Annotated in this window: 17 protein-coding genes; 7 read left to right on the top strand and 10 right to left on the bottom strand. The window is 31.0% G+C overall.

Annotation, left to right across the window (positions count from 1 at the left end; all coding sequences use genetic code 11):
* Nucleotides 1–7: 7 nt before the first annotated feature.
* From rlmD to AQ1689_RS08915, 4 genes are all read right to left on the bottom strand, one after another.
* The gene (rlmD, locus tag AQ1689_RS08930; RefSeq protein WP_101915735.1) at nucleotides 8–1,459 is read right to left on the bottom strand and encodes a 23S rRNA (uracil(1939)-C(5))-methyltransferase RlmD; all 1,452 of its coding nucleotides are present in this window, start codon (nucleotides 1,457–1,459) and stop codon (nucleotides 8–10) included.
* Between the two features lie 102 nt (nucleotides 1,460–1,561).
* Nucleotides 1,562–2,257 carry an OmpA family protein gene (locus AQ1689_RS08925; RefSeq protein ID WP_101915736.1) on the bottom strand — a complete coding sequence of 232 codons (696 nt, stop codon included), beginning with the start codon at nucleotides 2,255–2,257 and terminating at the stop codon, nucleotides 1,562–1,564.
* Between the two features lie 67 nt (nucleotides 2,258–2,324).
* Nucleotides 2,325–2,813, bottom strand: a complete 489-nt coding sequence (locus AQ1689_RS08920) for a lipocalin family protein (RefSeq protein ID WP_101915737.1) — start codon at nucleotides 2,811–2,813, stop codon at nucleotides 2,325–2,327.
* A gap of 219 nt (nucleotides 2,814–3,032) precedes the next feature.
* On the bottom strand, nucleotides 3,033–4,214 hold the full coding sequence (locus AQ1689_RS08915; RefSeq protein WP_158508512.1) for a mechanosensitive ion channel: 1,182 nt from the start codon (nucleotides 4,212–4,214) through the stop codon (nucleotides 3,033–3,035).
* Nucleotides 4,215–4,669: 455 nt separating this feature from the next.
* On the opposite strand from AQ1689_RS08915, the gene rocD reads away from it, so the two are divergent.
* Nucleotides 4,670–5,914, top strand: coding sequence for an ornithine--oxo-acid transaminase (rocD, locus tag AQ1689_RS08910; protein ID WP_101955899.1), 1,245 nt, complete (start codon nucleotides 4,670–4,672; stop codon nucleotides 5,912–5,914).
* Nucleotides 5,915–6,371: 457 nt separating this feature from the next.
* Here the strand turns inward: rocD and AQ1689_RS08905 are convergent, their stop codons facing one another.
* The 4 genes from AQ1689_RS08905 to AQ1689_RS08890 all read right to left on the bottom strand — a co-directional run bounded on the left by AQ1689_RS08905 (nucleotide 6,372) and on the right by AQ1689_RS08890 (nucleotide 10,645).
* The gene (locus tag AQ1689_RS08905) at nucleotides 6,372–9,398 is read right to left on the bottom strand and encodes a DEAD/DEAH box helicase (RefSeq protein WP_101955869.1); all 3,027 of its coding nucleotides are present in this window, start codon (nucleotides 9,396–9,398) and stop codon (nucleotides 6,372–6,374) included.
* Nucleotides 9,399–9,679: 281 nt separating this feature from the next.
* Entirely contained in the window at nucleotides 9,680–10,012 is a 333-nt protein-coding gene (locus AQ1689_RS08900) for a CCC motif membrane protein (protein ID WP_058884978.1), read from the bottom strand.
* A gap of 13 nt (nucleotides 10,013–10,025) precedes the next feature.
* Complete coding sequence (locus AQ1689_RS08895) at nucleotides 10,026–10,319, bottom strand: DUF2752 domain-containing protein (RefSeq protein ID WP_232121076.1); 294 nt, start codon at nucleotides 10,317–10,319, stop codon at nucleotides 10,026–10,028.
* Nucleotides 10,320–10,321: 2 nt separating this feature from the next.
* The gene (locus AQ1689_RS08890; RefSeq protein ID WP_058884980.1) at nucleotides 10,322–10,645 is read right to left on the bottom strand and encodes a YbaB/EbfC family nucleoid-associated protein; all 324 of its coding nucleotides are present in this window, start codon (nucleotides 10,643–10,645) and stop codon (nucleotides 10,322–10,324) included.
* 124 nt (nucleotides 10,646–10,769) lie between these two features.
* Here AQ1689_RS08890 and AQ1689_RS08885 point away from each other — a divergent pair, with 124 nt between their 5' ends.
* The 4 genes from AQ1689_RS08885 (at nucleotide 10,770) to AQ1689_RS08870 (ending at nucleotide 16,375) form a co-directional block, all read left to right on the top strand.
* A complete protein-coding gene (locus AQ1689_RS08885) occupies nucleotides 10,770–12,956 on the top strand; it encodes a S9 family peptidase (RefSeq protein WP_394364672.1) in 2,187 nt (728 codons plus the stop codon).
* A gap of 101 nt (nucleotides 12,957–13,057) precedes the next feature.
* Nucleotides 13,058–14,077, top strand: coding sequence for a PLP-dependent cysteine synthase family protein (locus AQ1689_RS08880; RefSeq protein ID WP_101955868.1), 1,020 nt, complete (start codon nucleotides 13,058–13,060; stop codon nucleotides 14,075–14,077).
* Nucleotides 14,078–14,214: 137 nt separating this feature from the next.
* On the top strand, nucleotides 14,215–15,717 hold the full coding sequence (locus AQ1689_RS08875; protein WP_101915742.1) for an aldehyde dehydrogenase family protein: 1,503 nt from the start codon (nucleotides 14,215–14,217) through the stop codon (nucleotides 15,715–15,717).
* Nucleotides 15,718–15,940: 223 nt separating this feature from the next.
* Nucleotides 15,941–16,375, top strand: coding sequence for a hypothetical protein (locus AQ1689_RS08870; RefSeq protein WP_101915743.1), 435 nt, complete (start codon nucleotides 15,941–15,943; stop codon nucleotides 16,373–16,375).
* Between the two features lie 922 nt (nucleotides 16,376–17,297).
* Here the strand turns inward: AQ1689_RS08870 and AQ1689_RS08865 are convergent.
* On the bottom strand, nucleotides 17,298–18,080 hold the full coding sequence (locus tag AQ1689_RS08865) for an alpha/beta fold hydrolase (RefSeq protein WP_101955867.1): 783 nt from the start codon (nucleotides 18,078–18,080) through the stop codon (nucleotides 17,298–17,300).
* A gap of 220 nt (nucleotides 18,081–18,300) precedes the next feature.
* On the opposite strand from AQ1689_RS08865, the gene AQ1689_RS08860 reads away from it, so the two are divergent.
* On the top strand, nucleotides 18,301–19,614 hold the full coding sequence (locus AQ1689_RS08860) for a DEAD/DEAH box helicase (protein WP_101915746.1): 1,314 nt from the start codon (nucleotides 18,301–18,303) through the stop codon (nucleotides 19,612–19,614).
* 84 nt (nucleotides 19,615–19,698) lie between these two features.
* Here AQ1689_RS08860 and AQ1689_RS08855 read toward each other — a convergent pair whose 3' ends face one another.
* Nucleotides 19,699–20,652 carry a tRNA dihydrouridine synthase gene (locus AQ1689_RS08855; protein ID WP_101955866.1) on the bottom strand — a complete coding sequence of 318 codons (954 nt, stop codon included), beginning with the start codon at nucleotides 20,650–20,652 and terminating at the stop codon, nucleotides 19,699–19,701.
* A gap of 143 nt (nucleotides 20,653–20,795) precedes the next feature.
* On the opposite strand from AQ1689_RS08855, the gene pbpC reads away from it, so the two are divergent.
* Complete coding sequence (gene pbpC, locus AQ1689_RS08850) at nucleotides 20,796–23,150, top strand: penicillin-binding protein 1C (RefSeq protein WP_101955865.1); 2,355 nt, start codon at nucleotides 20,796–20,798, stop codon at nucleotides 23,148–23,150.
* Nucleotides 23,151–23,865 lie beyond the last annotated feature (715 nt).

The raw sequence follows: 23,865 nt of genomic DNA, 5'->3' as shown, positions 1-23,865 counted from the left end.
AAAAGGTTTATTTTTCGAATAAAACAACAGTTTCTATATGTGCTGTGTGCGGAAACTGATCTACTAAACTAATCTTTTTTAGTTTATAACCAGCGTTCATTAATTCTTCAGTATCACGAGCCTGTGTTGCAGGATTACAAGAAACATAGACCATTCTGTCGGCATTTAAGCGGATGATTTTACGCAATGTTTTCGGAGCAATACCAGCACGAGCAGGATCTAAAATAATGGTTTTAATTTTATTTTGATACTGCGGATGTTCATATAAAAATTTACCAACATCGGCAGCATAAAATTGTAAGCCTTCAATGTTATTTCGTTTGGCATTTTCTTTGGCATCTTCAATTGCAGAGGCTACAATATCAACTCCAACTATTTTGGCATTTTCACTTCTTGATGCTAAAATTTGCCCGATAGTTCCTGTTCCACAGAATAAATCCATTACAACGGTGTTGTCAATAGCTTCTTTGTTTTCTAAAGCATAATCAACTACTTTGGTGTATAGTTTTTCTGCCGATTTAGGATTCGTTTGAAAAAAGCTTTTCATGCTAATTTCAAAATTTAAACCTAATAATTCTTCCACAATTTTATCTTTACCAGTAATAAGCTCAATACTTCCTGATGTTGCAATGGTTCTATCGCCAACTTCATCGTTAATTGTGTGTAGTAATCCTGCTAAACGATCTCCAAAAATATCTTTTAATAAACTCACAAAAGCGGGCATGTCAAATTTTGGTAAATCAGCAGAAGTAGTTACTAAATTAAATAATAATTCGTTGGTTTTGTACGATTTACGTACTACGAAATATCGGAAGAAACCTTCTCTTTTTGGTCCGTGCCAAGGCGCTAAACCTGTTTTTTCACAGTATTCACGAATTATTTTTAAGCTGTCTTCAACTTGGGTGTCAAATAAACCAGAATCTTTGTTTAGGTTATCACCCATCCACCAAGTTCCACGGCGTTTAAATCCTAAGGTAAAAAAATCGGCATCGGTTTTGTTAACTCTATCATATCCAATTGCTGAAAAACCATATTCCATTTTATTTCTGTAGTGAAATACGTTTGGAGAGCTGATAAATTCATCAAATAAGTCTTCAATATTTTCAACTTTACCAATCCTTTTAAATAACGATAAGGTACTTTCTTTTTTATATTGATGTTGTAATTCAATGGGTAATTGAATATAAGGTGCTCCTGGAATGTCTTGAAAAGGCAGGGCAACTTCATCTTTTGACGCTTCTAAAACATCAATTAATTTTGCTTCGGCATATTTTTTACTCGATTTGCTAATTTGTGCTTTTACCAATTGACCTGGTAACGTATTAGGTACAAAAACAACAAAACTACCTTCTTCGGATTTTATTCTTGCGATTCCTTTTCCTCCAAAAGCATAATCTTCAATTCTTAATTCTAAAACTTGATTCTTTCTTACAAATTTATTTCGTTCTCTACGTGGCATCTTCTGTTATGTATAAGTTTGCAAAATTATGAAAAGTTATGGATTGATTGCACAAAAAAGGCTACTCATTTGAGTAGCCTTTTATATAAAATAACGAAATTCTTATTGTTTTACTTCTTGTTTCGCTTCTTTAATCATTTGTTGGTTAGCTACAATAGCAAATTCAACACGCCTGTTTTTACTTCTTCCTTCTTTTGTTTGGTTAGAGGCAATTGGGTCGTTAATTCCTAAACCTTTGGTTTTAAATCGGCTTGCTGAAAGTCCTTTACTAGCTAAGTAATTTCTTACCGCATCGGCTCTTTTACCCGAAAGAGTTAGGTTGTATTCAGCCCTACCAGTACTATCGGTATAGCCATAAATTACAATATCGGTATTGTTATAGCTTTCAAAAACAGGAACTAATTTGTCTAAATTTGCTTTAGCAGCTGTTGTTAAACTCGATTTATTGGTGTTAAAGCGAACGGCACTTTCACCTAAAGTAAGCATAATTCCTTCACCAACTCTTTCTACTTCAGCTCCGGGTAAAACTTCTTTAATTTCACGGGCTTGTTTGTCCATTTTATTACCGATAGTTCCGCCGGCAACACCACCTACAACGCCTCCTAAAACAGCGCCTAGTTCTGAGTTTTTACCATTCCCTAAATTATTACCAAGAACAGCGCCTAAAATTGCGCCCGCAGTAGTACCAATTACGGCTCCTTTTTGGGTGTTATTAGCATTTTTAACAGCGCCACAAGAAGTAAGTAAACTACTTGTTAGAACTAAAACCGAAAAGCTATAAATAATTGTTTTTTTCATGATGTATTTTTTAAAAATGATGTTGTTTTTAAAAGTATGTGATTTTTACTGCTAAATGAGTGTTGTATTATTTTCTTTGAAAAGAGTAAGTGATGTTTTTAATTGCACCTGCAACGTTAATTTTATCAACTAAATCAAAACTTGTTTGTGTTAAGTTATTGATGTTTAAAACAAAGCCATTATTTACGTTTTTCGCTTTATGACTGTTGATTATTTTTAATACAAAATTTCCATCTTTGTTAATGTACCAAGTAGTTGGCGAATTAAAATCAACACAAGAAGTACTCGGGTTGTTAAGGCTCATTTGCCCTTTGTTATTGTTAGAAATAAAACTCCAATTACTTCCTACAAAACAGTTAGAATCGGCAATATTAAACGAGGTTACTTTAAATAAGTTAGCACCTGTGTAATTGACTGCGCTAATAGTCCAGTTTCCTTTTAGGATTTTTTCGGTTTTATTGTCTAGTTTGGTGTTTACCGCCGATGCGGTCGTTTTACAGCCAATAGTTGTTGAAATTGTAGCTAAAAATAGCATAAAAAGTAAGGTCTTTTTCATTTTTTTTTATAATTTGATTTAGGTTTATAAGAATTTAAGTAAGTTGTTTTTTTGATGAAAAATATGCGGTATTTATCTTCACTATAAGTAAGATACATTTGCTGCTTAAAGGTCACTTAAAAATACTTGTAAACCAATTAAAATATCCATTTTTATTTTAATAAAAAAGCACCTCAATAGAGGTGCTTTTGTAATTAGTTGATAGCCGTTGTTTTAACCTTATTTTTTATCGGCAACATCATTTGTGTTTTTGCTAAATTTATTTAATATTTTTTCCATTTGTTTACCGCCAGCCTCACGACCACCTAATCCAAAAGAAAGTACTACTGTTAATGCTACTGCGCCAAGTGTTATTCCGAACGCTAAATTGATAATATCATCAGCAATACCCATTTTACCTAATCCGATTGCTAAGAAAACTGCCAAAATAGCAACTTTAACAATACTTCCTACAAATTTATTGTCATCACTTTTCATAAAGTTTTTAGAAGCGATAGTTGCAATCCAATTTCCGATTGCTAAAATAAGTAATCCGAATAAAATATTTCCTGCAAGGTTTAAAACGGTATTCATAATTTCAGAAAGCTTGCTGAATTCTAATTTATCAATAGCAGTCATTACACCAAATAATACGATAAAAGCATATACAATATTTGAAATTAATTTTTCAACATTTGCTTTACCTGTAAAAGAATCTAAATTAGCGCTTTTTAATATTTCGTTTAAGTTTAAACTATCTAATAAATCTTTAATTAAATTACTTAAAAACTTACCACCAATAACAAAAATAATTAAGATTAATGTAGCAACTAATATTTTAGGAATTGCAGCAAAGAAAATCTCTAGCATGTTTGTTGCTGGTTCAGAAATAGATTCAATATTTAAAATATTTAAAGCGGCAATTAAAAGCGGAATAAATATAAAAATAAATACAACCTTTTTAAGGATAGTAACAATATTAATATTTTCAGGTAGGTTTAATTTTGGTGCAAATTTTTGAATTGTTCCTCCCGATAAGCCCACTAATTCAGAAACTATAGTAGCTAGCATATAACCAATATAGCCTACAAGCCCTGCGCCTACAATATTAGGAATAAATTGAGTAAACCCGTTTAATAATCCTTTAATTGGCTCTAAAACGCTTGTCATTCCTAGTTTGTCTAGAGCTAACATAAAAACAAAGATCATTATTAAATAGTATGCTAATTTTGAAATTAAGTCACCAAAACGCACTTTGCTATTGCTTAGCGTGTTATTTAAACCACTGCTGTCGCTTATTTTATCGATTAGTGTTTTTATTAATTTGGCAATTAGCCATCCTAGCACAATAATAAGTAAAGCGCTAATTGGTTTACCAAAACTGCCTGTAATTTGATTGTAAGTATTTAATATCTGATTCATAATATTTTGGTTTTTAGTTATCATTATGACCCTTATTTTTCTTTTTAGTCACTTTTATAGTTGGTTAAATAAATTTAATTTTTGTTTAATTAAAGAAAATAATTAAACAAAATATACTTGTAATATATTGATTTATAACCGCTAATTAAAACTGTAAAAGGGGGGTGTTAAAAGATAAGAATACGATGAATAAACGATGAATAATTAGAAGTTTTGTTTTTGTTAAAAAAATGTAAGACCAAGGCTTTAAAAGCTATTTAATATTTAGTAAATTGCAACTCTTTTTAGGGATGATTTCTTTCCCACGCTGAATTTTCGAAACCTCTTCGGAAGGATAAAGGTAGATAAGGAACGCTTATTTTACTTGCTTAGCGAGATTTATAAATGTTTGCATGGTAAATATGCTAAACGATGCTTTGTTTAAACCAAAGTACAAACCTAAAATTATTTTTAAAATGGCTGATTTAAAACAATTAACGTCGCAAGAAGCGATTGAATTAGAAAACAAGTACGGAGCACATAATTACCACCCGTTACCAGTAGTACTGAGTAAAGGTGAAGGTGTACACGTATGGGATGTTGAAGGAAAAAAATATTATGATTTTTTATCAGCATATTCTGCAGTAAACCAAGGGCATTGTCATCCAAGAATTGTAGATGCAATGGTAAACCAAGCAAAGACATTAACGTTAACTTCTCGTGCTTTTTATAACGATATCTTAGGGAAATATGAGAAATTTGCTACTGAACTTTTTGGTTTTGACAAATTATTACCAATGAATACTGGTGCTGAAGCTGTTGAAACGGCTTTAAAATTATGTAGAAAATGGGCTTATGAAGTAAAAGGAATTAACGAAAATGATGCGCAAATAGTTGTTTGTGAAAATAACTTTCATGGGCGTACTACTACCATTATTTCTTTTTCTAATGATCCTGTAGCTCGTAAGAACTTTGGTCCATTTACAAACGGATTTATTAAAATAGAATATAATAACTTAAAAGCTTTAGAAGAAACTTTAGAAAGCGATAAGAATATTGCTGGTTTCTTAGTAGAGCCAATTCAAGGAGAAGCGGGTGTTTACGTACCTTCAGAAGGATATTTAGCTGCGGCAAAAGCTTTGTGTGCAAAACACAATGTATTATTTATCGCTGATGAGGTTCAAACAGGAATTGCACGTACTGGTAAAATGTTAGCTATTGACCATGAAAATGTAAAAGCAGATATTTTAATTTTAGGAAAAGCGATTTCAGGAGGAGCATATCCTGTGTCTGCTGTTTTAGCTGATAACAACGTTATGGATGTTATTAAGCCAGGAAATCACGGTTCTACTTTTGGTGGTAACCCAATTGCTGCTGCTGTAGCAACGGCTGCTTTAGAAGTTATATTAGATGAGAATTTAGCGGATAATGCAGAGCGTTTAGGGCAAATTTTTAGAGCTGAATTAGCTGAATTTGCAAAAGAAAGTGATTTAGTATTGTCTGTAAGAGGAAAAGGGTTATTAAACGCTGTTTTAATTAACGATACTGAAGAAAGCTCAACTGCTTGGGATATTTGTATGAAGTTACGTGATAACGGATTATTAGCAAAACCAACACACGGAAATATTATCCGTTTTGCACCACCTTTAGTGATGACTGAAGCGCAATTAATGGATTGTATCGCTATTATTAAGAAAACTATTTCTGAGTTTAAAAAATAAGCTTCTGAAATTTTTAATATAAAAGTGAGTATATAAAAGGAACGATTTTTTAATCGTTCCTTTTTTTTTGTGCGTAATTTTTTGTATTTTTTTCTTCGGATGAAATAATTATTCAATATTGAAAGAATAAAAAATAGAGTACAAATGCCTAGCCCCGATTGAAGCATCTGTTTGAGCTCTTTTTTTGATTTTTCTTCAAAAAAAAGCGAGTGCGGAAAGCGGGAAATTGCTTCAAATAAATCTTTTGTAGTGCCTGTTTAAATTTTATATTCTGATTTGCCGCAGTTATTTGTCAATTCGAGTGATTTTAATGACTAAAAGGAATTAAAATTATATCGAGAATTTGAATTATTTTACGTTGATAAATTTGAATTTACTATTAAATAAGTTCTCGATACAATTTTTTTGAAAGAAAAAAATTACTCGAACTGACAGTTTTACTTCTGACAATTATATATTACTTCTCCATTTCATAAATATGTAAATGCTTTTTTAAAATTCCAGACGGCGTGTTTTTTGATGCGTCAAAAATTCTAGTATCACCAAATAAAATAAAACTATCTTTAGCTCTCGAAACTGCTACGTTTAAAATATTAGGTTTGTTATCTTTTTCAAAAAATAGCGTTCCTTGATCTTCGTTCGAATATACCGAACTGAATAAAATAATATTGCGTTCGGCACCTTGCAAGGCATGAACCGTACCTAATTTAATATCGTTTACTTTAAAACCTGCCTGGGTTAATGCTTGTGATAATTCTCCTTTTTGACTGGCAAAAGGCGTGATAATTCCTAAAATACTTTCAATATTTTCAACATTATAAGCCTTTTGAATTTTTTCTTTGTTTTGTTGTAGCCAGGTAATAATGGCATTTACTTCGCTAATATTACAGCGACTGTTAAATTTACGTTCGCTAATTCCTGCTACATGATACGCCATCATTGACGGGAAAATTTGATTCTCTTTCGCCTTTCCTTTCATGGGTTTTAAAATACCGTTGTAGGCGAGTTCATTACAGAAATTGATAATTTCATCGTTGCATCTTCGGTGTTCTAATAAAACCAATCCTTGTATTTTTTCTTCGGATATTACTGTTTCAAATGCACAGGCATTTTGTGCCATTTTCATAATGCTACCGCTTGAGGCTAAAAATCCTTTATTTTTTAAATATTTTTCATCTTCTTCATTTTGAAGCATATTAAGAGTGGTTAAATTTCCAATATCAATTTTTGAAGGAATAGACCAAATTGGTTCAATTTGTTTTAAATCGCCAATAACAAAGGCTTTTTTTGCCAAAGAAAACATTGGAATGCTAACCTCGGGAGTTACCTGTCCAGCTTCATCAACAATTAGAAGGTCTAAAAAATTATATAAAGGTAAATAGTCGAAATCAGGTTTTCCGTTGTCATTTTCGCCCAAAAATTGGCTGTATAAAAAATGACTCGGCGCCATATAAAAAGTGGCTACAAAACAGGGGGTTAGCATGGCTCTACGCTTCCATTTATTTTTAATAGAATTTTCGCCAGTTCCTTTTTCAGTGTTATTGTTTAGTGCGTATTTTGTAGCAATTAACCAACGAGCTTCCCAATAATGAACAGCAAATAAAAATGCTTTATGGCGTAATTCCATGTCTATTTCATCGTAAAAAAAACGAGGAGTATGATTGTTTGAATTTATTTTTTCATACTCGTTATCCCACATTTTAGCCTCTGAAATATAAGGGAATCCTTTAATACTGTTTTGAGTTTTCCAGTTTTTTAACTGCAAATTTGATTGTAAGGCGGTGTTTAAATTTGTAATACATTCTTTGATTAATAAAATGGTTTTATCAAAATCAGCACTTGTTTCTTCGGATATTTTAAAAATAGCTTCGGATGAATTATTGGCATGATTATTAGCGTTAGAAATAGTACTTTCTATTTTAAAATATTGAATTATTTTATCCGTAAAATTAGTTTTATTTATTGTTGATTTCAGGCGAGTTATTACAGTGCGCCATTCTTTTAATTTGGCAATTTTAAAGGCATCTTTTTGAATATAATCTGCTTTATTTAAAAGAATTGTATTGATAAAATTAATGCTACTTATATAATCTTTTGAAAAATTAACACCTTCAATTAAGGTGTTTTGAATGGTAATTATTTCATCTTGTAAATGGTCGCAAACATCTTCTAATGAATTGGTTTCTGTATTAAAATAATAACAGTATTTGGTTAAAAAATAATATTCAGCTTCATAGATATACTGTTCATTTTCTAAATCGCATAAAGTTCCTTCATTGCCAAACATATTTCCTTTTAAAAAATTGATGTTTTTTAATGATTTTTCATTTTTAGAATTGGAAGGTAAATAGGTTGCGTATCCGTTAAAATTAGGAATCCAACGTGCCGATAATTCTTCTAACGAACTTTTAGAATTGATAAAACTATCAATAATATTGGTAACCGCTTGGTTGTTGTTTGAACAGGCTAAAATTACTGGCGCATCTTCTCCTTGTATTGCTGCTTTTACAAATTCGGTAGCCACTACGCTTTGTAAAAGAGTGGTTTTTCCTGTTCCCGGAGGACCATTTACTGCTGTTACGGCATTTTCTTGGGATGTTAAATAAGATAATAAGGTTTTACGTTGGCTGATAGATAGCGGAAATTTATTTGACATTTGCCCTAAGTGCAAGTGATTGTAATTTAAAAAATCAGCATCGGTAATGGGATGTTTTTTATCTTTTTCATCTTTGGCAAAAGGGTCAATTATTTTTGATAAAACAGGTAATTCATCCTTGTATTCTTCTTCTTTTAAGAGGTTTTCATATAAAAAAAGAATGCTTTTTGCTGTAGAAATTTTTGAACTAATAGCAAAATAGGTCAATTGATATTGCGTGTTGTATTTTTCTACTTGATAGTTTTGTAAACTATTTGTAGTAATTTGTGAAAACACATCATTTATATATGCCCAATATTCCGCCCAAGATACCGTTTCGTCTTCATAATCAGTTTGAGGAGCTTCTATATCTTTTGCATCTAAAACGGTATCAATTTCAGAAAAAATAAAATCATTTTTAATATCGGCAATCGGTGTTAAATAATTACGGACAATTAACGGAAATAATTCTTTAGGAGCTTTTAATTCTCCCGAACGGTTTACTGTGGCAATTATCCAAAACGGATAAATATCTTTTGGTTTGTGTTTTAAATTATCGTTAGAATTATCGGTTTGATATGTTAAATGAAAAGGAGATAAAACTATTTTTGTTTGTGCTACTTTGTACCATTTAGGGTCGTCTTTTTTACGAATTCCTTTTATTCGGTTAATTCGTCTTTCTTCGATATCCAACAATTCATTGGCTTGTTTTGTGTTGATAATCGCATTGCTTAAATCAGTTGTTTCTTGTTGAAATAAGTTTTTTATTTTATCAATATCAATGGCTAAGTTTTCGCTATCAGATAAACTATTTTTATAATATTGTAACCAAGTTTTTTCGTTTTTCATGCCTGTGAAGAAGTGCGTAGTTTATAAATTCTGTACTAAAATAGTTCACAAAATTACATTAATTTTTTATCATCAAAAAACGGGTGGGGGTAGAGACACGATGCCTCGCGTCTTTTTTTATGGCGTCTTTTTTGAGGATTAATATTTTTGATGATATTTATTATGTTTTGAAAATTATTATGTGAGACGCGATAAATCGCGTCTGTACTAGATTAAAAATTTAAGCATAAAAAAAGCAACTTATTTTATAATAAGTTGCTTTTTATCAAAAATAATAATATTTATTGATTCTGTAATTCGTTTAATCTTTCTAGCATTAACTCTTCATTTCCTATAGCATCCCATCCGATTAATGAAAATACATATACAATACAAAGAACATAAAGAACATTAAGTACAATACCAATAATTCCTAGTATTTTACCTGCGCTTGCATTTTTAACACCCGTATATTGTTCTGGGTTTTCAGCATCTAATTTTACGGCTTTATTTCCTAAAATAACGGCAGTGATTCCTAAGGGTAACCCTATAATTCCGTAAAAACAACAGGTTAAAATTGATAAAATCCCTAAGACTAAAGCAACGGTTGCGTTTGGTAAATTTTCTTGATCCATATAGTTTCTTTTTTTAAAATAGTTGATTCATTTTCATAACATAACTGATTACTATAATAAGCACATTTATTACAGCTAAAATACGAATTGTTTTTTGAGCATTTTTAACATCAAAAAAGAAGTTGATAACAAGTACTAAGGCTAGTAATAAAAGCGTGTAAATAGCAGGGTATATTTTAAAGGCAGCGGTAAATTCGCCTTGTATAATAAAGCTTAAAGCCCGCTGAATACCACAGCCTAAACAATCAATTCCGAAGAATTTTTTGTTTAGGCAAGGCAACATATAGTTTTCTAATTGTAAAAACATTTTTATTTAAACATATCCATTCCTGGAATGTTTGGCATACCATCTTTAGCGGCAACAGCTAATTCGTGTTCGTTAATTTGTCCTGCTCTTTTTAATGCCTTATTTAAGGTTAAAATTAAATAATCTTCTAACTCTTCCTTATCTTCTAATAAAGATTCGTGAATTGAAATTGCTTTAATTTCATTGTTAGCTGTTACTGTAATTTTTAAACTTCCGCTATCGGTTGCTTCGTCAATTAAAACGGTGTTTAACCTCTTTTTTGTAGCTTCTACATTTTTTTGAGCATCTTTAATTTTACTCATCATTCCTGAAATATCTCCAAACATTTGTTTTCTATTTAATGGTTTATAGTAATAGCAAAAATAGTACTTTCACAAGCAAATTAATAATTTAATTTATCCGAAGAAAAAGGGAAATAATAAGACAATAATTTAACTAATTTTAACTAAAATGAAAAAAAACATACCGTATATCATTGCTTTTAGCCTTATTTTTGTTGGTTGCAAAACCAAAGACATGAATAAAAATAATATAAAAAATAATCAAGAAAATAGTACTGCTCCAATTGCTGATAAGCAACCAAAAACCTTAGAAAAGCACGGAGATATACGTACCGACGATTATTTTTGGATGCGTTTAACAGATGCGCAAAAAAATGCAGAAGTTAAAGACGCACAAACTCAAAAAGTGTACGATTATTTAACTGATGAAAATACCTTTTACGAGCAAAAAATAAAGCATACCAAGGGTTTTCAAGAAGAATTATTTGAGGAAATGAAAGGGCGTATTAAAGAAGATGACCAATCTGTACCTTATAAAAGTAATGGTTATTTTTATATTACACGCTACGAAAAAGGACAGCAATATCCTATTCACAGTCGTAAAAAGGAAACTTTAGAGGCTGATGAACAAATTATGTTCAACGTAAATAATGAAGCGAAAGGATATGATTATTTTCAATTAGGAGGTTTAAGTATTTCTCCTGATAATAAATTAACAACCTTTGCCACCGATACGGTAAGTCGTCGTCAATATAGTATCAAAATAAAAAATTTAGAAACAGGTGAAATTTATCCTGATAAAATAGAAAATACTACGGGTGGGGCTGTTTGGGCAAACGATAATAAAACAATTTTTTACACTAAAAAAGATCCTGAAACCTTACGTAGCTCTCAAATTTACAAACATATTTTAGGAACTGATACAGCTGATGATGTATTAATTTTTGAAGAAAAAGATGAAACTTTTGGTGCTTTTATCACCAAAACAAAATCGAAGAAATACCTAGTAATGGGTTCTTATAGTACGGTTTCTAACGAATATCAGGTTTTAGAGGCCGATAATCCTAACGGAACTTTTAGAATGATTCAACCTCGTGAGCGTGATTTAGAATATGATATTGCACATTACCAAGATCATTTTTATATCAAAACAAATAAAGATGGCGCAACGAATTTTAAGTTGATGAAAACTCCAGAAAATAAAACAACCAAAGAAAACTGGGTGGATGTAATTCCGCATAGAGAAGATACTTTATTTGAAGATTTTTCAATTTTTAAAGAGTATTTAGTTTTAGAGGAAAGAACCAACGGTTTAAATAAAATTCGTATTAAACGTTGGGATAATACCGAAGATTATTATTTACCTTTTTCGGAAGAAACCTATTCGGCAGGAGTACACGGAAATCCAGACTTTGATACTGATGTAATTCGTTATTCATATAATTCAATGACTACGCCAAGTTCTGTGATTGATTTTAATATGAGAGATCAATCCAAAGAAATTAAAAAAGAACAAGAGGTTCTAGGTGGGAAGTTTGATAAAAATAATTATGTAAGTCAGCGTATTTGGGTAACAGCTCGTGATGGTAAAAAAGTGGCGTTGTCAATTGTACATCATAAAAATACCAAGCTTACCAAAGATACCCCAATTTTACAATATGCGTACGGTTCTTATGGGCATACAATTTCTGACGGATTTTCAACAACACGTTTAAGTTTGTTAGATAGAGGCTTTGTATATGCCTTGGCACATATTCGAGGAAGTGAGTATTTAGGACGCGCTTGGTATGAAGATGGTAAAATGCTAACCAAGCAAAATACGTTTAACGATTTTGTAGATTGTTCTAAGTATTTAATAGATAATAATTATACATCGCCAAAGCATTTATATGCCATGGGTGGTTCTGCGGGTGGTTTATTAATGGGAGCAATTATTAATATGAATCCTGAATTATATAACGGAATTATAGCTGCTGTTCCTTTTGTAGATGTTATTTCGACCATGTTAGACGATACCATTCCATTAACCACAGGTGAATATGACGAGTGGGGAAATCCGAATGATAAAGAATATTATGAGTATATGAAATCGTATTCTCCTTATGACCAAGTAGCTCCGAAGGCATACCCGAATATGTTAATTACTACAGGACTACACGATAGTCAAGTACAATATTGGGAGCCTGCAAAATGGATTGCTAAGCTTAGAGATGTAAAAACAAACGATAATTTATTATTTCTACATACCAACATGGATGCAGGTCATGGAGGTGCTTCTGGTAGGTTTGATGCCTTAAAAGAAATAGCAGAAGAATATAGCTTCTTTTTAATGTTAGAGGATAAGTTAGAAAAATAATGATACTTTTGTAGCTAATTTAGTGCAAGCGTCATTGTAAGAAGTCAATTTTTATATTTTTAGAATGACTTTTACAATGACGCTTTATTATTAAGAGAACAATGAACAGACACAAAGGAATTACCAATTCAATTTTAGATTTAATAGGGCAAACCCCTATGGTAAGGTTAGCCAAAATAACAAAAAACTTTTTAGGAACGTATTACGCCAAAGTAGAAGCTTTTAACCCGGGGCATTCGGCAAAAGATAGAATTGCGTTGCATATTATTGAAAGTGCCGAGAAAAAAGGTATCTTAAAAAAAGGAGATACAATTGTTGAAACAACTTCAGGAAACACCGGTTTTTCATTAGCGATGATTAGTGTTATTAAAGGCTATAAATGTATTTTAGCGGTAAGCGATAAATCATCACAAGATAAAATTGATATGTTAAAATCAATGGGGGCTGAGGTACATGTTTGTCCTGCAAATGTTCCTGCGGATGATGCTCGTTCGTATTACGAAGTAGCAAAAAGATTACATAAAGAAAATCCAGGGTCTATTTATATCAATCAATATTTCAATGAGCTGAATATAGAAGCACATTATAAAAGTACAGGTCCTGAAATTTGGAAACAAACGAAAGGAAAGGTAACACACGTAGTTATTGCAAGCGGAACAGGCGGAACGATTTCGGGTACAGGGAAGTATTTGAAAGAGAAAAATCCGAAGATAAAAGTTTTAGGAGTTGATGCCATTGGTTCTGTTTTGAAAAAATATCATGAAACAGGCGAGTTTGATGAAAATGAAATATCACCCTATAAAATTGAAGGTTTAGGGAAAAATTTAATTCCAACAGCCACGGATTTTGATGTGATTGATATTTATGAAAAAGTATCCGATAAAGATGCTGCGCTTACTGCAAGAAAATTAGTAAAAACAGAAGGATTATTCTGCGGATATACTTCTGGCGCTGTTTTACAGGCGACCGAACAATACAACGAAAAAGGATATTTTGACAAAGATAGTGTCGTTGTATTACTTTTACCCGACCACGGTTCTCGTTATATGAATAAAATATATTCGGATACTTGGATGAAAGAGCAGGGTTTTTTAGAATGTAATTCTTTCGTTGAGGTTTAAAAATAGGCTGAAATAAAATTGAACTTATTTCATAAGTGATTGAACTGTATCAATAAGTAACGAATTTGCAAATCAACCTATATTTGTAACATAATTACAAGACTTGTTTTAGCAGGTTTTTTAAAAAAAAAATAATTATGGCAAATGTAACTAAACCTATTTTTAAAGAAAAGTATGATAACTTTATCGGAGGTAAATTCGTAGCTCCTGTTAAAGGACAGTATTTTGATAATGTATCACCGGTAGATGGTAAGGTGTTTACCAAAGCTGCACGTTCAACGCAAGAAGATATTGATCTTGCTTTAGACGCAGCACATGAGGCATTTCCTTCTTGGAGTACTTCTTCAGTAACAGATCGTAGTAATATGTTATTAAAGATAGCGCAAGTAATGGAGGACAACTTCGAGTACTTAGCTACTTTAGAAACTATTGATAATGGGAAACCAATTCGTGAATCTCGTGCGGCAGATATCCCTTACTGTATTGATCATTTTCGTTATTTTGCAGGAGTTATTCGTGCAGATGAAGGAAGTATTTCTGAACACGACAAAAACACCGTTAGTATTGTATTAAACGAACCTATTGGTGTTGTTGGTGAAATTATTCCTTGGAACTTTCCAATGTTAATGTTAGCGTGGAAAATTGCTCCAGCTTTAGCAGCAGGTTGTACTGCAGTTGTTAAACCAGCAGAACAAACACCTACAAGTGTTATCGCTTTAATGGAACTTATTGGTGATATTTTACCAGCAGGTGTATTAAATATTGTAACTGGTTTTGGTGCAGAAGCTGGTGCAGCTCTAGCAACATCTAAGCGTATTGCTAAACTTTCTTTCACTGGTTCTACAGAAACAGGTCGTAAAGTTTTACACAATGCAGCTGAAAACATTATTCCTGTAACAATGGAGTTGGGTGGTAAATCTCCAAATGTATTTTTCCCATCTGTAGCAGATCATGATGATGATTTCTTTAGTAAAGCTATTGAAGGAGCATTAATGTTTGCACTTAATCAAGGAGAAATTTGTACAGCACCTTCTCGTATTTTAGTACATGAAGATATTGCTGATCAATTTATTGAAAAAATGCAAGAGCGTTTAGGAGCTATCAAAACAGGAAATCCATTAGATCCTGAAACAATGATTGGTTCTCAAGTATCGAAACCTCAGTATGATAAAATTCTTAGCTATATTAAAATTGGTAAAGAAGAAGGTGCTACTGTAATTGCTGGTGGAGAAGCAGGTAACTATAAGGGAGAGCTTTCAGAAGGATACTATATTCAACCTACTGTTTTAAAAGGAAAGAATAACATGCGTATTTTCCAAGAAGAAATTTTTGGCCCAGTTGTAGCTTTAACAACATTCAGTTCTACGGAAGAAGCTATTGCAATTGCAAACGATACTCCTTACGGATTAGGTGCTGGTGTTTGGTCTCGTGATGCTCATGAATTATATGAGGTTCCTCGTGCTATTCAGGCTGGTAGAGTTTGGGTAAATCAATATCATACTTATCCTGCTCACGCACCTTTTGGAGGGGTAAAAGAATCTGGTTTTGGTCGTGAAAACCACAAAATGGCTTTAGATCATTACCGTGTTGTAAAAAACATGCTAATTTCTTATGATAAAAAACCAATGGGATTCTTTTAAATTTAATTAAAAAACATGATATAAATGCTTCTAGAATATTCTAGAAGCATTTATTGTTTGTATCATATAAAATAGGCTGTAGAAATAAAGTGTTAGGTTATTTTTACTTGAGTTTTTTATAGCTGTTTTATTTAATGCAAAAAAAAATACAATTTTTTATAATAAAGCGTTATTCTTTTAATATAATAAAATATATTTATAGCGAATTAAAATTTTAATATTTATGAAGAAACTATTTTTTTTTGCAACATTGTTTTTTTCTGTTGCATCGTATTCTCAAATTGAATTTGTTGAAAAAACAAAAATAGATGTTGTTGGGCAAGTAGAATTTGTTTACCTAGAAAAAGTAGGTAATGAGGCGTATAATTTGTTTTATAAAAACATTAACAATACGGTAAATGAATACATTTCGTTTTCATTTAAAAATGTAGATAACGACGCCGCTAAATTACATCAAATTATTGCTAGAGGTTTTGAGGAATCTACTGGTAGTAGGTATCAAATTAAAGCAAACGGAGAAGCTGTTTACTTTAAGTATGTAAGAGAGCAAGGAATTGTTAAAATGAAAATTCAACAATACGTAAGTAGAGAGCCAGATGTTTTAACTGAATCTAAATTGTTAACCTTAGATGAGGTAAATAAGTTATTTAGTATGTAATATGGTTATTACTATTTTTAAATAGTACTGATAAAAGCCTAAGCAATTATTTGTTTAGGCTTTTTTTGATGATTCTTGTCAATTCGAGTGATTTTAATGACTAAAAGGAATTGAAATTGTATCGAGAATTTGAATTGTTTTCTGTTGGTTTATTTTGATGATAAAAAAGTTCTCGATACCTTTTTTGAAGGAAAAAAACACTCGAACTGACAGTTTTTAAGTTTTTAAGAACTTGTTTTAAATTATATTTAAATTTTCCATCCGTAAAACTGAGTTTAGCTTAAGTTTCGCATCCTTATTTTCCGTAGTTATTTCCTTTTTTTTGATGATTCTTGTCAATTCGAGTGATTTTAATGACTAAAAGGAATTGAAATTGTATCGAGAATTTGAATTGTTTTCTGTTGGTTTATTTTGATGATAAAAAAGTTCTCGATACCTTTTTTTGAAGGAAAAAAACACTCGAACTGACAGTTTTTAAGCTTTTAAGAACTTGTTTTAAATTATATTTAAATTTTCCATCCGTAAAACTGAGTTTAGCTTAAGTTTCGCATCCTTATTTTCCGTAGTTATTCACTTTTTTTGATGATTCTTGTCAATTCGAGTGATTTTAATGACTAAAAGGAATTGAAATTGTATCGAGAATTTGAATTGTTTTCTGTTGATTTATTTTGAAGGAAAAAAACACTCGAACTGACAGTTTATTTAATTTTTAAACAGGCGCTAACTAAAATTATCTTTTGAGTAGTCTTAATTTCTTTTGAAACTAAAAACCCTAGCCCCGATTGTAGCAATTGTTTGAGCTCTTTTTTGTTTTTTTTCTTCAAAAAAATAAAAAAAGCGAGTGCGGAAAGCGGGAAATTGCTTCAAATTATCTTTCGTTAGATTTTTCTTTAACTTGACTTTTTGATGAAAAAAATAGGCGTTAAGCAATTGAATTAATATACTGAATGGTTTTATTGTTAAAAATAGTTGCTTTTTCAACATTAACAACGTGTCCACATTTTTCAACAATCACTAAAGATGCTTTTAGGTGTTTTTCGACTATGTTTTTAATGCTCGGTAAGAACAAATAATCTTCTTCGCCCATAATATAAAGGGTAGGGACTTTAAGGTCATTCATTCTAAATAAACGCAATAACGGATTTATTTCAGAAGTTAGTTTAAACCATCGTAAAAATTCTTTTTGATATAATTTTTTAGCTTCATTCACAAAAAGTAATCGTGATTTTTTATGATTTTTATTCGGCATAATCACAAAGGCAAAAAGCTTGTATAATAGCATGTAAGGAACAATAGATTTACATAAGTTTCCTGCAAAAATTAAAAAACGAGAGCGTAAGTTTAGCTTGATAATCGCACCGCCCATAATCATGCTTTTTACCAAATCGGGTTTTTTTTCGGCAAGGTTTCTTATTAAAATAGTCCCTAGTGAAATGCCTACAAAATGCGATTTTGTAATTTTTAAATGATTGATGACCTCTAAAATATCATCAGTAATAGCATCAAAAGTATATTTTTTCTGAAAAGGTGTTTTTAGTATTGATTTGCTATCGCCATGACCACGTAAGTCTAAAATTAAAACATTAAAATGTTTTTTAAATTCTCGAACTTGTTTGTACCAAATAGCGCTGCTTCCACCTGCTCCGTGTACAAATGTTACCCATTGTAATGAACTTGTGTGCTCGTAAGAATAGTAATTTAACAAATTAAAAATATTTAAAATTCACGCAAAAATAATTCAATTAAACAACTTTACTGGTTAAAATTTTTATTGAATTGATTTAAAAAAATCAAATTAGGCTTCATTTTAAACAAGCAGTAACTAATAACGCGTGTTTTTAGGCTAAATTTAAGATAAATAAAGATACACTGCCTATCTTTGCGGCTTTAAAAGTTCATAAAAAAACTTCATAGATATAAATATTATGGCAATGACAGTAAAAACACAGGAAGATATTTTAGCAAAACTAAATATCTATGAGTTAAACGAAATGCAAAAAAAAGCCATTTCAGTAGTAGAAACAAACGCAAATACGGTTATATTATCGCCAACAGGAACGGGTAAAACTTTAGGGTTTTTATTACCAGCCTTGAAGTTAATTGACCCAGAAAATAAAGATATTCAGGTATTAATTTTAGTGCCATCAAGAGAATTAGCCATTCAAATAGAACAGGTAATTCGTGAAATGGGAACAGGATTTAAAGTAAATGCTGTGTACGGTGGGCGCTCAATGGCAAAAGATAAAATTGAATTAAAACACATACCAAGTATTTTAATTGGTACGCCTGGTAGAATTTTAGATCATTTTGCAAACGAACGTTTTTCTAAAGATGGTATCAAAACGTTAATTTTAGATGAATTCGATAAATCATTAGAAGTTGGTTTTGAATCTGAAATGAGAGGAATTATCAATCAATTACCAAATCTGAAAAAACGTATTTTAACTTCTGCAACGCAAGAAACAGAAATTCCACAATTTGTAGGTTTAACCAAACCAACGGTATTAAATTATTTAACAGGAAAAAAATCAAGACAATTAACTTTAAAAACAGTTGTTTCTCCTATTAAAAACAAAAATAAAACCTTACATGAATTATTACAACATGTAGGAAATCAGCAAGGAATTATTTTTTGTAACTTAAAAGATAGCATCAATCACGTAAGCGAATTTTTAGAAAAAAATAAAATTGCACACAGTTGTTTTTCTGGAGGAATGGAACAAAGAGATCGTGAGCGTTCATTAATAAAATTCAGAAACGGAACAAGTCAAGTATTAATTGCAACCGATTTAGCGGCAAGAGGTATTGATATTCCTGAAATGAAATATATTATTCATTACGAATTACCAGAAAGAATTGAGGAATTTACGCATAGAAATGGTAGAACTGCACGTGTAAATGAAAAAGGAACAGCATATATTTTAAAATGGCAGAAAGAAAATTTACCAGACTTTCTTAAAAATATTCCTAATGAAGATATTTCTCAGAAACAAAAAATAAAAGCGCATTATTGGGAAACGTTGTTTATTTCAGGAGGAAGAAAAGATAAAATATCAAAAGGAGATATTGCAGGGTTATTCTTTAAAAAAGGAAACTTAACAAAAGAACAATTAGGAGTTATTGAATTAAAGCAAGATTGTGCTTTTATCGCAGTTCCTGTAAGTGAAGCAAAAAAATTAATTGAAGAATTAAATAATACGCGTTTAAAAAATAAAAAAGTACGTATTACTTTGGCTTAATAATTAATCAAAAATAATAAAAAAGGCTATTTCTTAAATTTAAGAAATAGCCTTTTTTATTATAAATTAATTACAGAATAACGATTAAAGCTTTTTTTCATTACTTAAAATTTCTTTTACAGCTAGTTGATATTTTTTCTGATTTCCAGCTTTTTTAATCTGTTTGTAGGTTTTCTGCGGATTATCAAATGACTTCGAAAAATACTCCCAAAAACCTAACATTTTCATTTTTATAGGTGTTGGTCCCGATAAAGCTTCGTCATATTGCTGATAAATTTCATTATGAAAAGCTTCAAAAATTTTCCATCTATCTTCAGGATATTCCGTGGTATTGTCTTTAATCATTTGTGGTAAAAACGGATCGGCAATTAAACCACGCCCAATCATAAAATGACTAATACTAGGAAAACGCTCTTGCATCGCTTTAAAACCAGCAACATTAGTAATATCTCCGTTGTAATATAATTGATGTTTAGCAACATCAATACATTTTTGAAAAGCATCTAAATCAACACCGCCTTTGTATAATTGCTTTCCTATACGTGCATGAATGGCGATGTTTTTTAAAGGATATTTATCTAAAATAGGGAAGGAGTTTAAAATCTCCTCACTATTTTCATAACCCATTCGCATTTTCATTGACACTAAAATATCCGATTCGTTGTGTGCTTTGTGTAAAACTTCGTCAATTTTAGCAGGATTACAAATTAATCCAGAACCCATTCCCGATTTTGTAACCATCGGATACGGGCAACCTAAATTCCAGTTTAATTCTTTGTAACCTAAACTTTGTACATATTTAGCAACGAATAAAAATTCATCAGGATCATTAGTAATAACCTGAGGAATAACGGTTAACGTATTGTTGTTTTCGGGTAATAAATCACGCTTATAGCTCGATTTTATAACCATTTTGCCATTCAATCGAATATATGGCGCATAATAGGTATCAATACCACCAAAATATTTATGTTGTGCATTTCTAAATCTAAAATCGGTAAAACCTTGTAATGGTGATGAAAGTAACGTAAAACTCATGTAAAATTTCTGATGTTTAATAAGTCACAAAGATAACTTACTTATCCTTGATTTTTTACGCTTAAACTTTATACTTTTGAAAGTATACTTTTAAAATAAAGATTAGAAACATAATCTGTATTAAATCTGCATGAAAAATTTACATGAACACACTTTTTAACTTTTTAAAACAGTATCAATTTAAAAAACTGGTTATTAGCATTTTTTCATTGATAACAATACTATATTATTTTTGTTTACCACAACAATTATTTTTAGTGCCAACATCAACCGTTGTAACTGCAAAAAACAATGAATTATTAGGAGCTGTTATTGCAAAAGATGGGCAATGGCGATTTCCTGAATTAGACTCCGTACCTAAAAAATTTGAAGCCTGTATTTTACAATTTGAAGACGCTCATTTTTATCAGCATTTTGGTTTCAATCCAATATCAATAGGAAAATCTTTTATTGAAAATATCAAAGCAAAACGAGTAATTAGAGGCGGAAGTACGCTTACACAACAAGTAATTCGATTATCAAGAAAAAATAAAAGTAGGTCTTATATCGAGAAAATAAAAGAACTCGTTTTAGCAACTCGATTAGAATTTAGATATTCAAAAGAAAATATTATAAAGTTATATGCTTCTCACGCTCCTTTCGGGGGAAATGTCGTTGGCTTAGAAATGGCTTCTTGGCGCTATTTCGGATTACAACCACATCAATTATCATGGGCAGAAACAGCAACTTTAGCTGTATTACCAAATGCACCTTCGTTAATTTATCCAGGGAAAAATCAACAAAGATTAAAAGAAAAACGAAATAGATTACTTAAAAAATTATATCAACAGAAAATTATAGATAAAATAACCTATCAATTAGCATTAGAAGAAACCTTGCCTCAAAAACCTTACGGATTACCAAACTTAGCACCACACTTTGTGCAAGAAATAGCTAAAAAACACCAAGGAAAATATATACAAAGCTCTTTAGATATCCATTTACAAAAACAGGTAAATAACTTGGTAAAACAGCACTATTTACATCAAAAACAGAATGAAGTATATAATATGTCTGTAGTAGTTTTAGATGTTGCTACCAGAAAAGTCATAAGTTATGTAGGTAATTCGCCAACGGATAAAGCGCATCAAAAAGATGTAAACAATGTTATTTCGGCACGAAGTACGGGAAGTACTTTAAAACCTTTTTTATATGCACAAATGTTGCAATCAGGAGGTGTTTTACCCACGCAATTAGTGGCTGATATTCCTATTGAAATAGCGGGTTATACCCCCAAAAATTACGATTTAACTTTTGATGGTGCCGTTCCTGCCAACCAAGCCTTAACCCGTTCTTTAAATATTCCATCGGTTTTAATGTTAAAATCATACGGATTAGAAAAATTCAGAGAAAATTTAAAAGCGTATCATATTAATGACATCGATAAATCGGCAGATTATTATGGATTATCGTTAATTTTAGGTGGAGCAGAAGCGAGTTTGTGGGATTTGTGTAAAACATTTGCAAGCTATGCGAGTATTGTAAATCATTTTGAAGCTACAAAACATCAATATTATTCAAAGGAATTTTTAGAACCGAGTTATTTAAATTCAGCTAAAATAAATTTTGGTAAAACCCAAAAAAACTACACACATATTGATGCAGGCGTAGCCTTTACAACATTAAATACTTTAACTCAAGTAAACAGACCTCTTGTCGATCAATCATGGAAATATTTTGATTCTTCTCAAAAAATAGGATGGAAAACGGGTACAAGTTTCGGCAATAAAGATGCTTGGGCAATTGGTGTAACTCCTAAATATGTTGTCGGAGTTTGGGTTGGAAATTCTGACGGAGAAGGAAGGCCTGATTTAACAGGCGTAGGAAGTGCCGCTCCTTTGCTATTTAACGTTTTTGATGTGTTGCCAAAATCAGATTGGTTTTTAGAACCTTTTGAAGCATTAATTGAAGGAGATATCTGCGAAAAAAGCGGATATTTGGCGTTGCCAATTTGTAAATCGGTTATAAAGAGAATTCCTAAAAATGGCGTAAGAGCAAAGCCTTGTCCATATCACAAGCAAATAACAGTTGATGCGTCAGAAATTTTTCAAGTAACCTCTAATTGCGAAGCTGTAAGTAATATGAAAGCGAAAACTTGGTTTGTTTTACCTCCTTTAATGGCGCATTATTACAAGCAAAAAAACGCAAATTACCGTGAATTACCAAGCTTTAAAAATGGCTGTAATGAGTTCGAAAATAATATGATGAGTTTTGTTTTTCCAACAAAATTTCGTTCTAAAATATCACTAACAAAAGGCGTTGAGAAATTAAATCCAATTATTTTAAAAGTAACTCATACTAGTGCGGATGCTGTTTTATATTGGTGTTTAGACGGTGTTTTTATAGGTAATACGACTCAATATCACGAACAGGCGATAATTCCTAAAAAAGGAAACCATAAAATTACAGTAATAGACAATCTAGGAAATGAGAAAATTTGCTTTATAGCTGTTATTTAATTTTTTTTGAAGCAATTTCCCGCTTTCCGCACTCGCTTTTTTTGTTTTTAAAAAAGAAAAACAAAAAAGAGCTCAAACAAAGCGTCAATCGGGGCTAGGCATTTGTGCTCATTTTGATAATTTGATAAATCAATAATAATTTTTGCAAACCAAGCCAATCGACTATGAATTGGTTATCGTGAGCATCTTTCAGGTGACGACAATAATCAAAATAACTTCAAATTTTAACACCTATATATATAAGGACAAAAATAAAGTAGGGGTAAACCTATGTGTCGCCAGAAAAATATATTAGTTCATAATACAATTGTTGCTAAACTTGACCCCAAAAGCCAACAGTAAAAAGTAGTGCTAAAAGACCAATTAACTGATAATCAGTAATTCGTTAAATTTATTAAAAATAAATGCATAAAAAAGCTTAAAAACACAAAAAAGAGTCGTAAGTTTGTAGTCCGTAACAGCGATGTTAGTTATCGCAGTGTTATAAACGTTCATTTAAAACATTTTTTAAAATAAGTTAAATTTAGCTTGTTTAAAACAAATTAAAAGATGTATATTTGCAACCGCTTTAAGAAATACACTAAAGCAAAACGATCAAGAAATTTCGGAATGATTTTTAATAAAAATCAGTTAGTTCAATTCTAACATTTCTACAAAAAATGATAAGTGTAACTTATCTCTGATTTTAATAAATCAGGTTCATTGAAAATATTGA

The sequence above is a fragment of the Tenacibaculum finnmarkense genome (genome assembly GCF_900239185.1).
Taxonomy (GTDB): Bacteria; Bacteroidota; Bacteroidia; order Flavobacteriales; family Flavobacteriaceae; genus Polaribacter; species Polaribacter finnmarkensis.
Note: the sequence above shows the minus strand (reverse complement) of the source record. Positions and strands in the feature narration are given on the sequence as shown.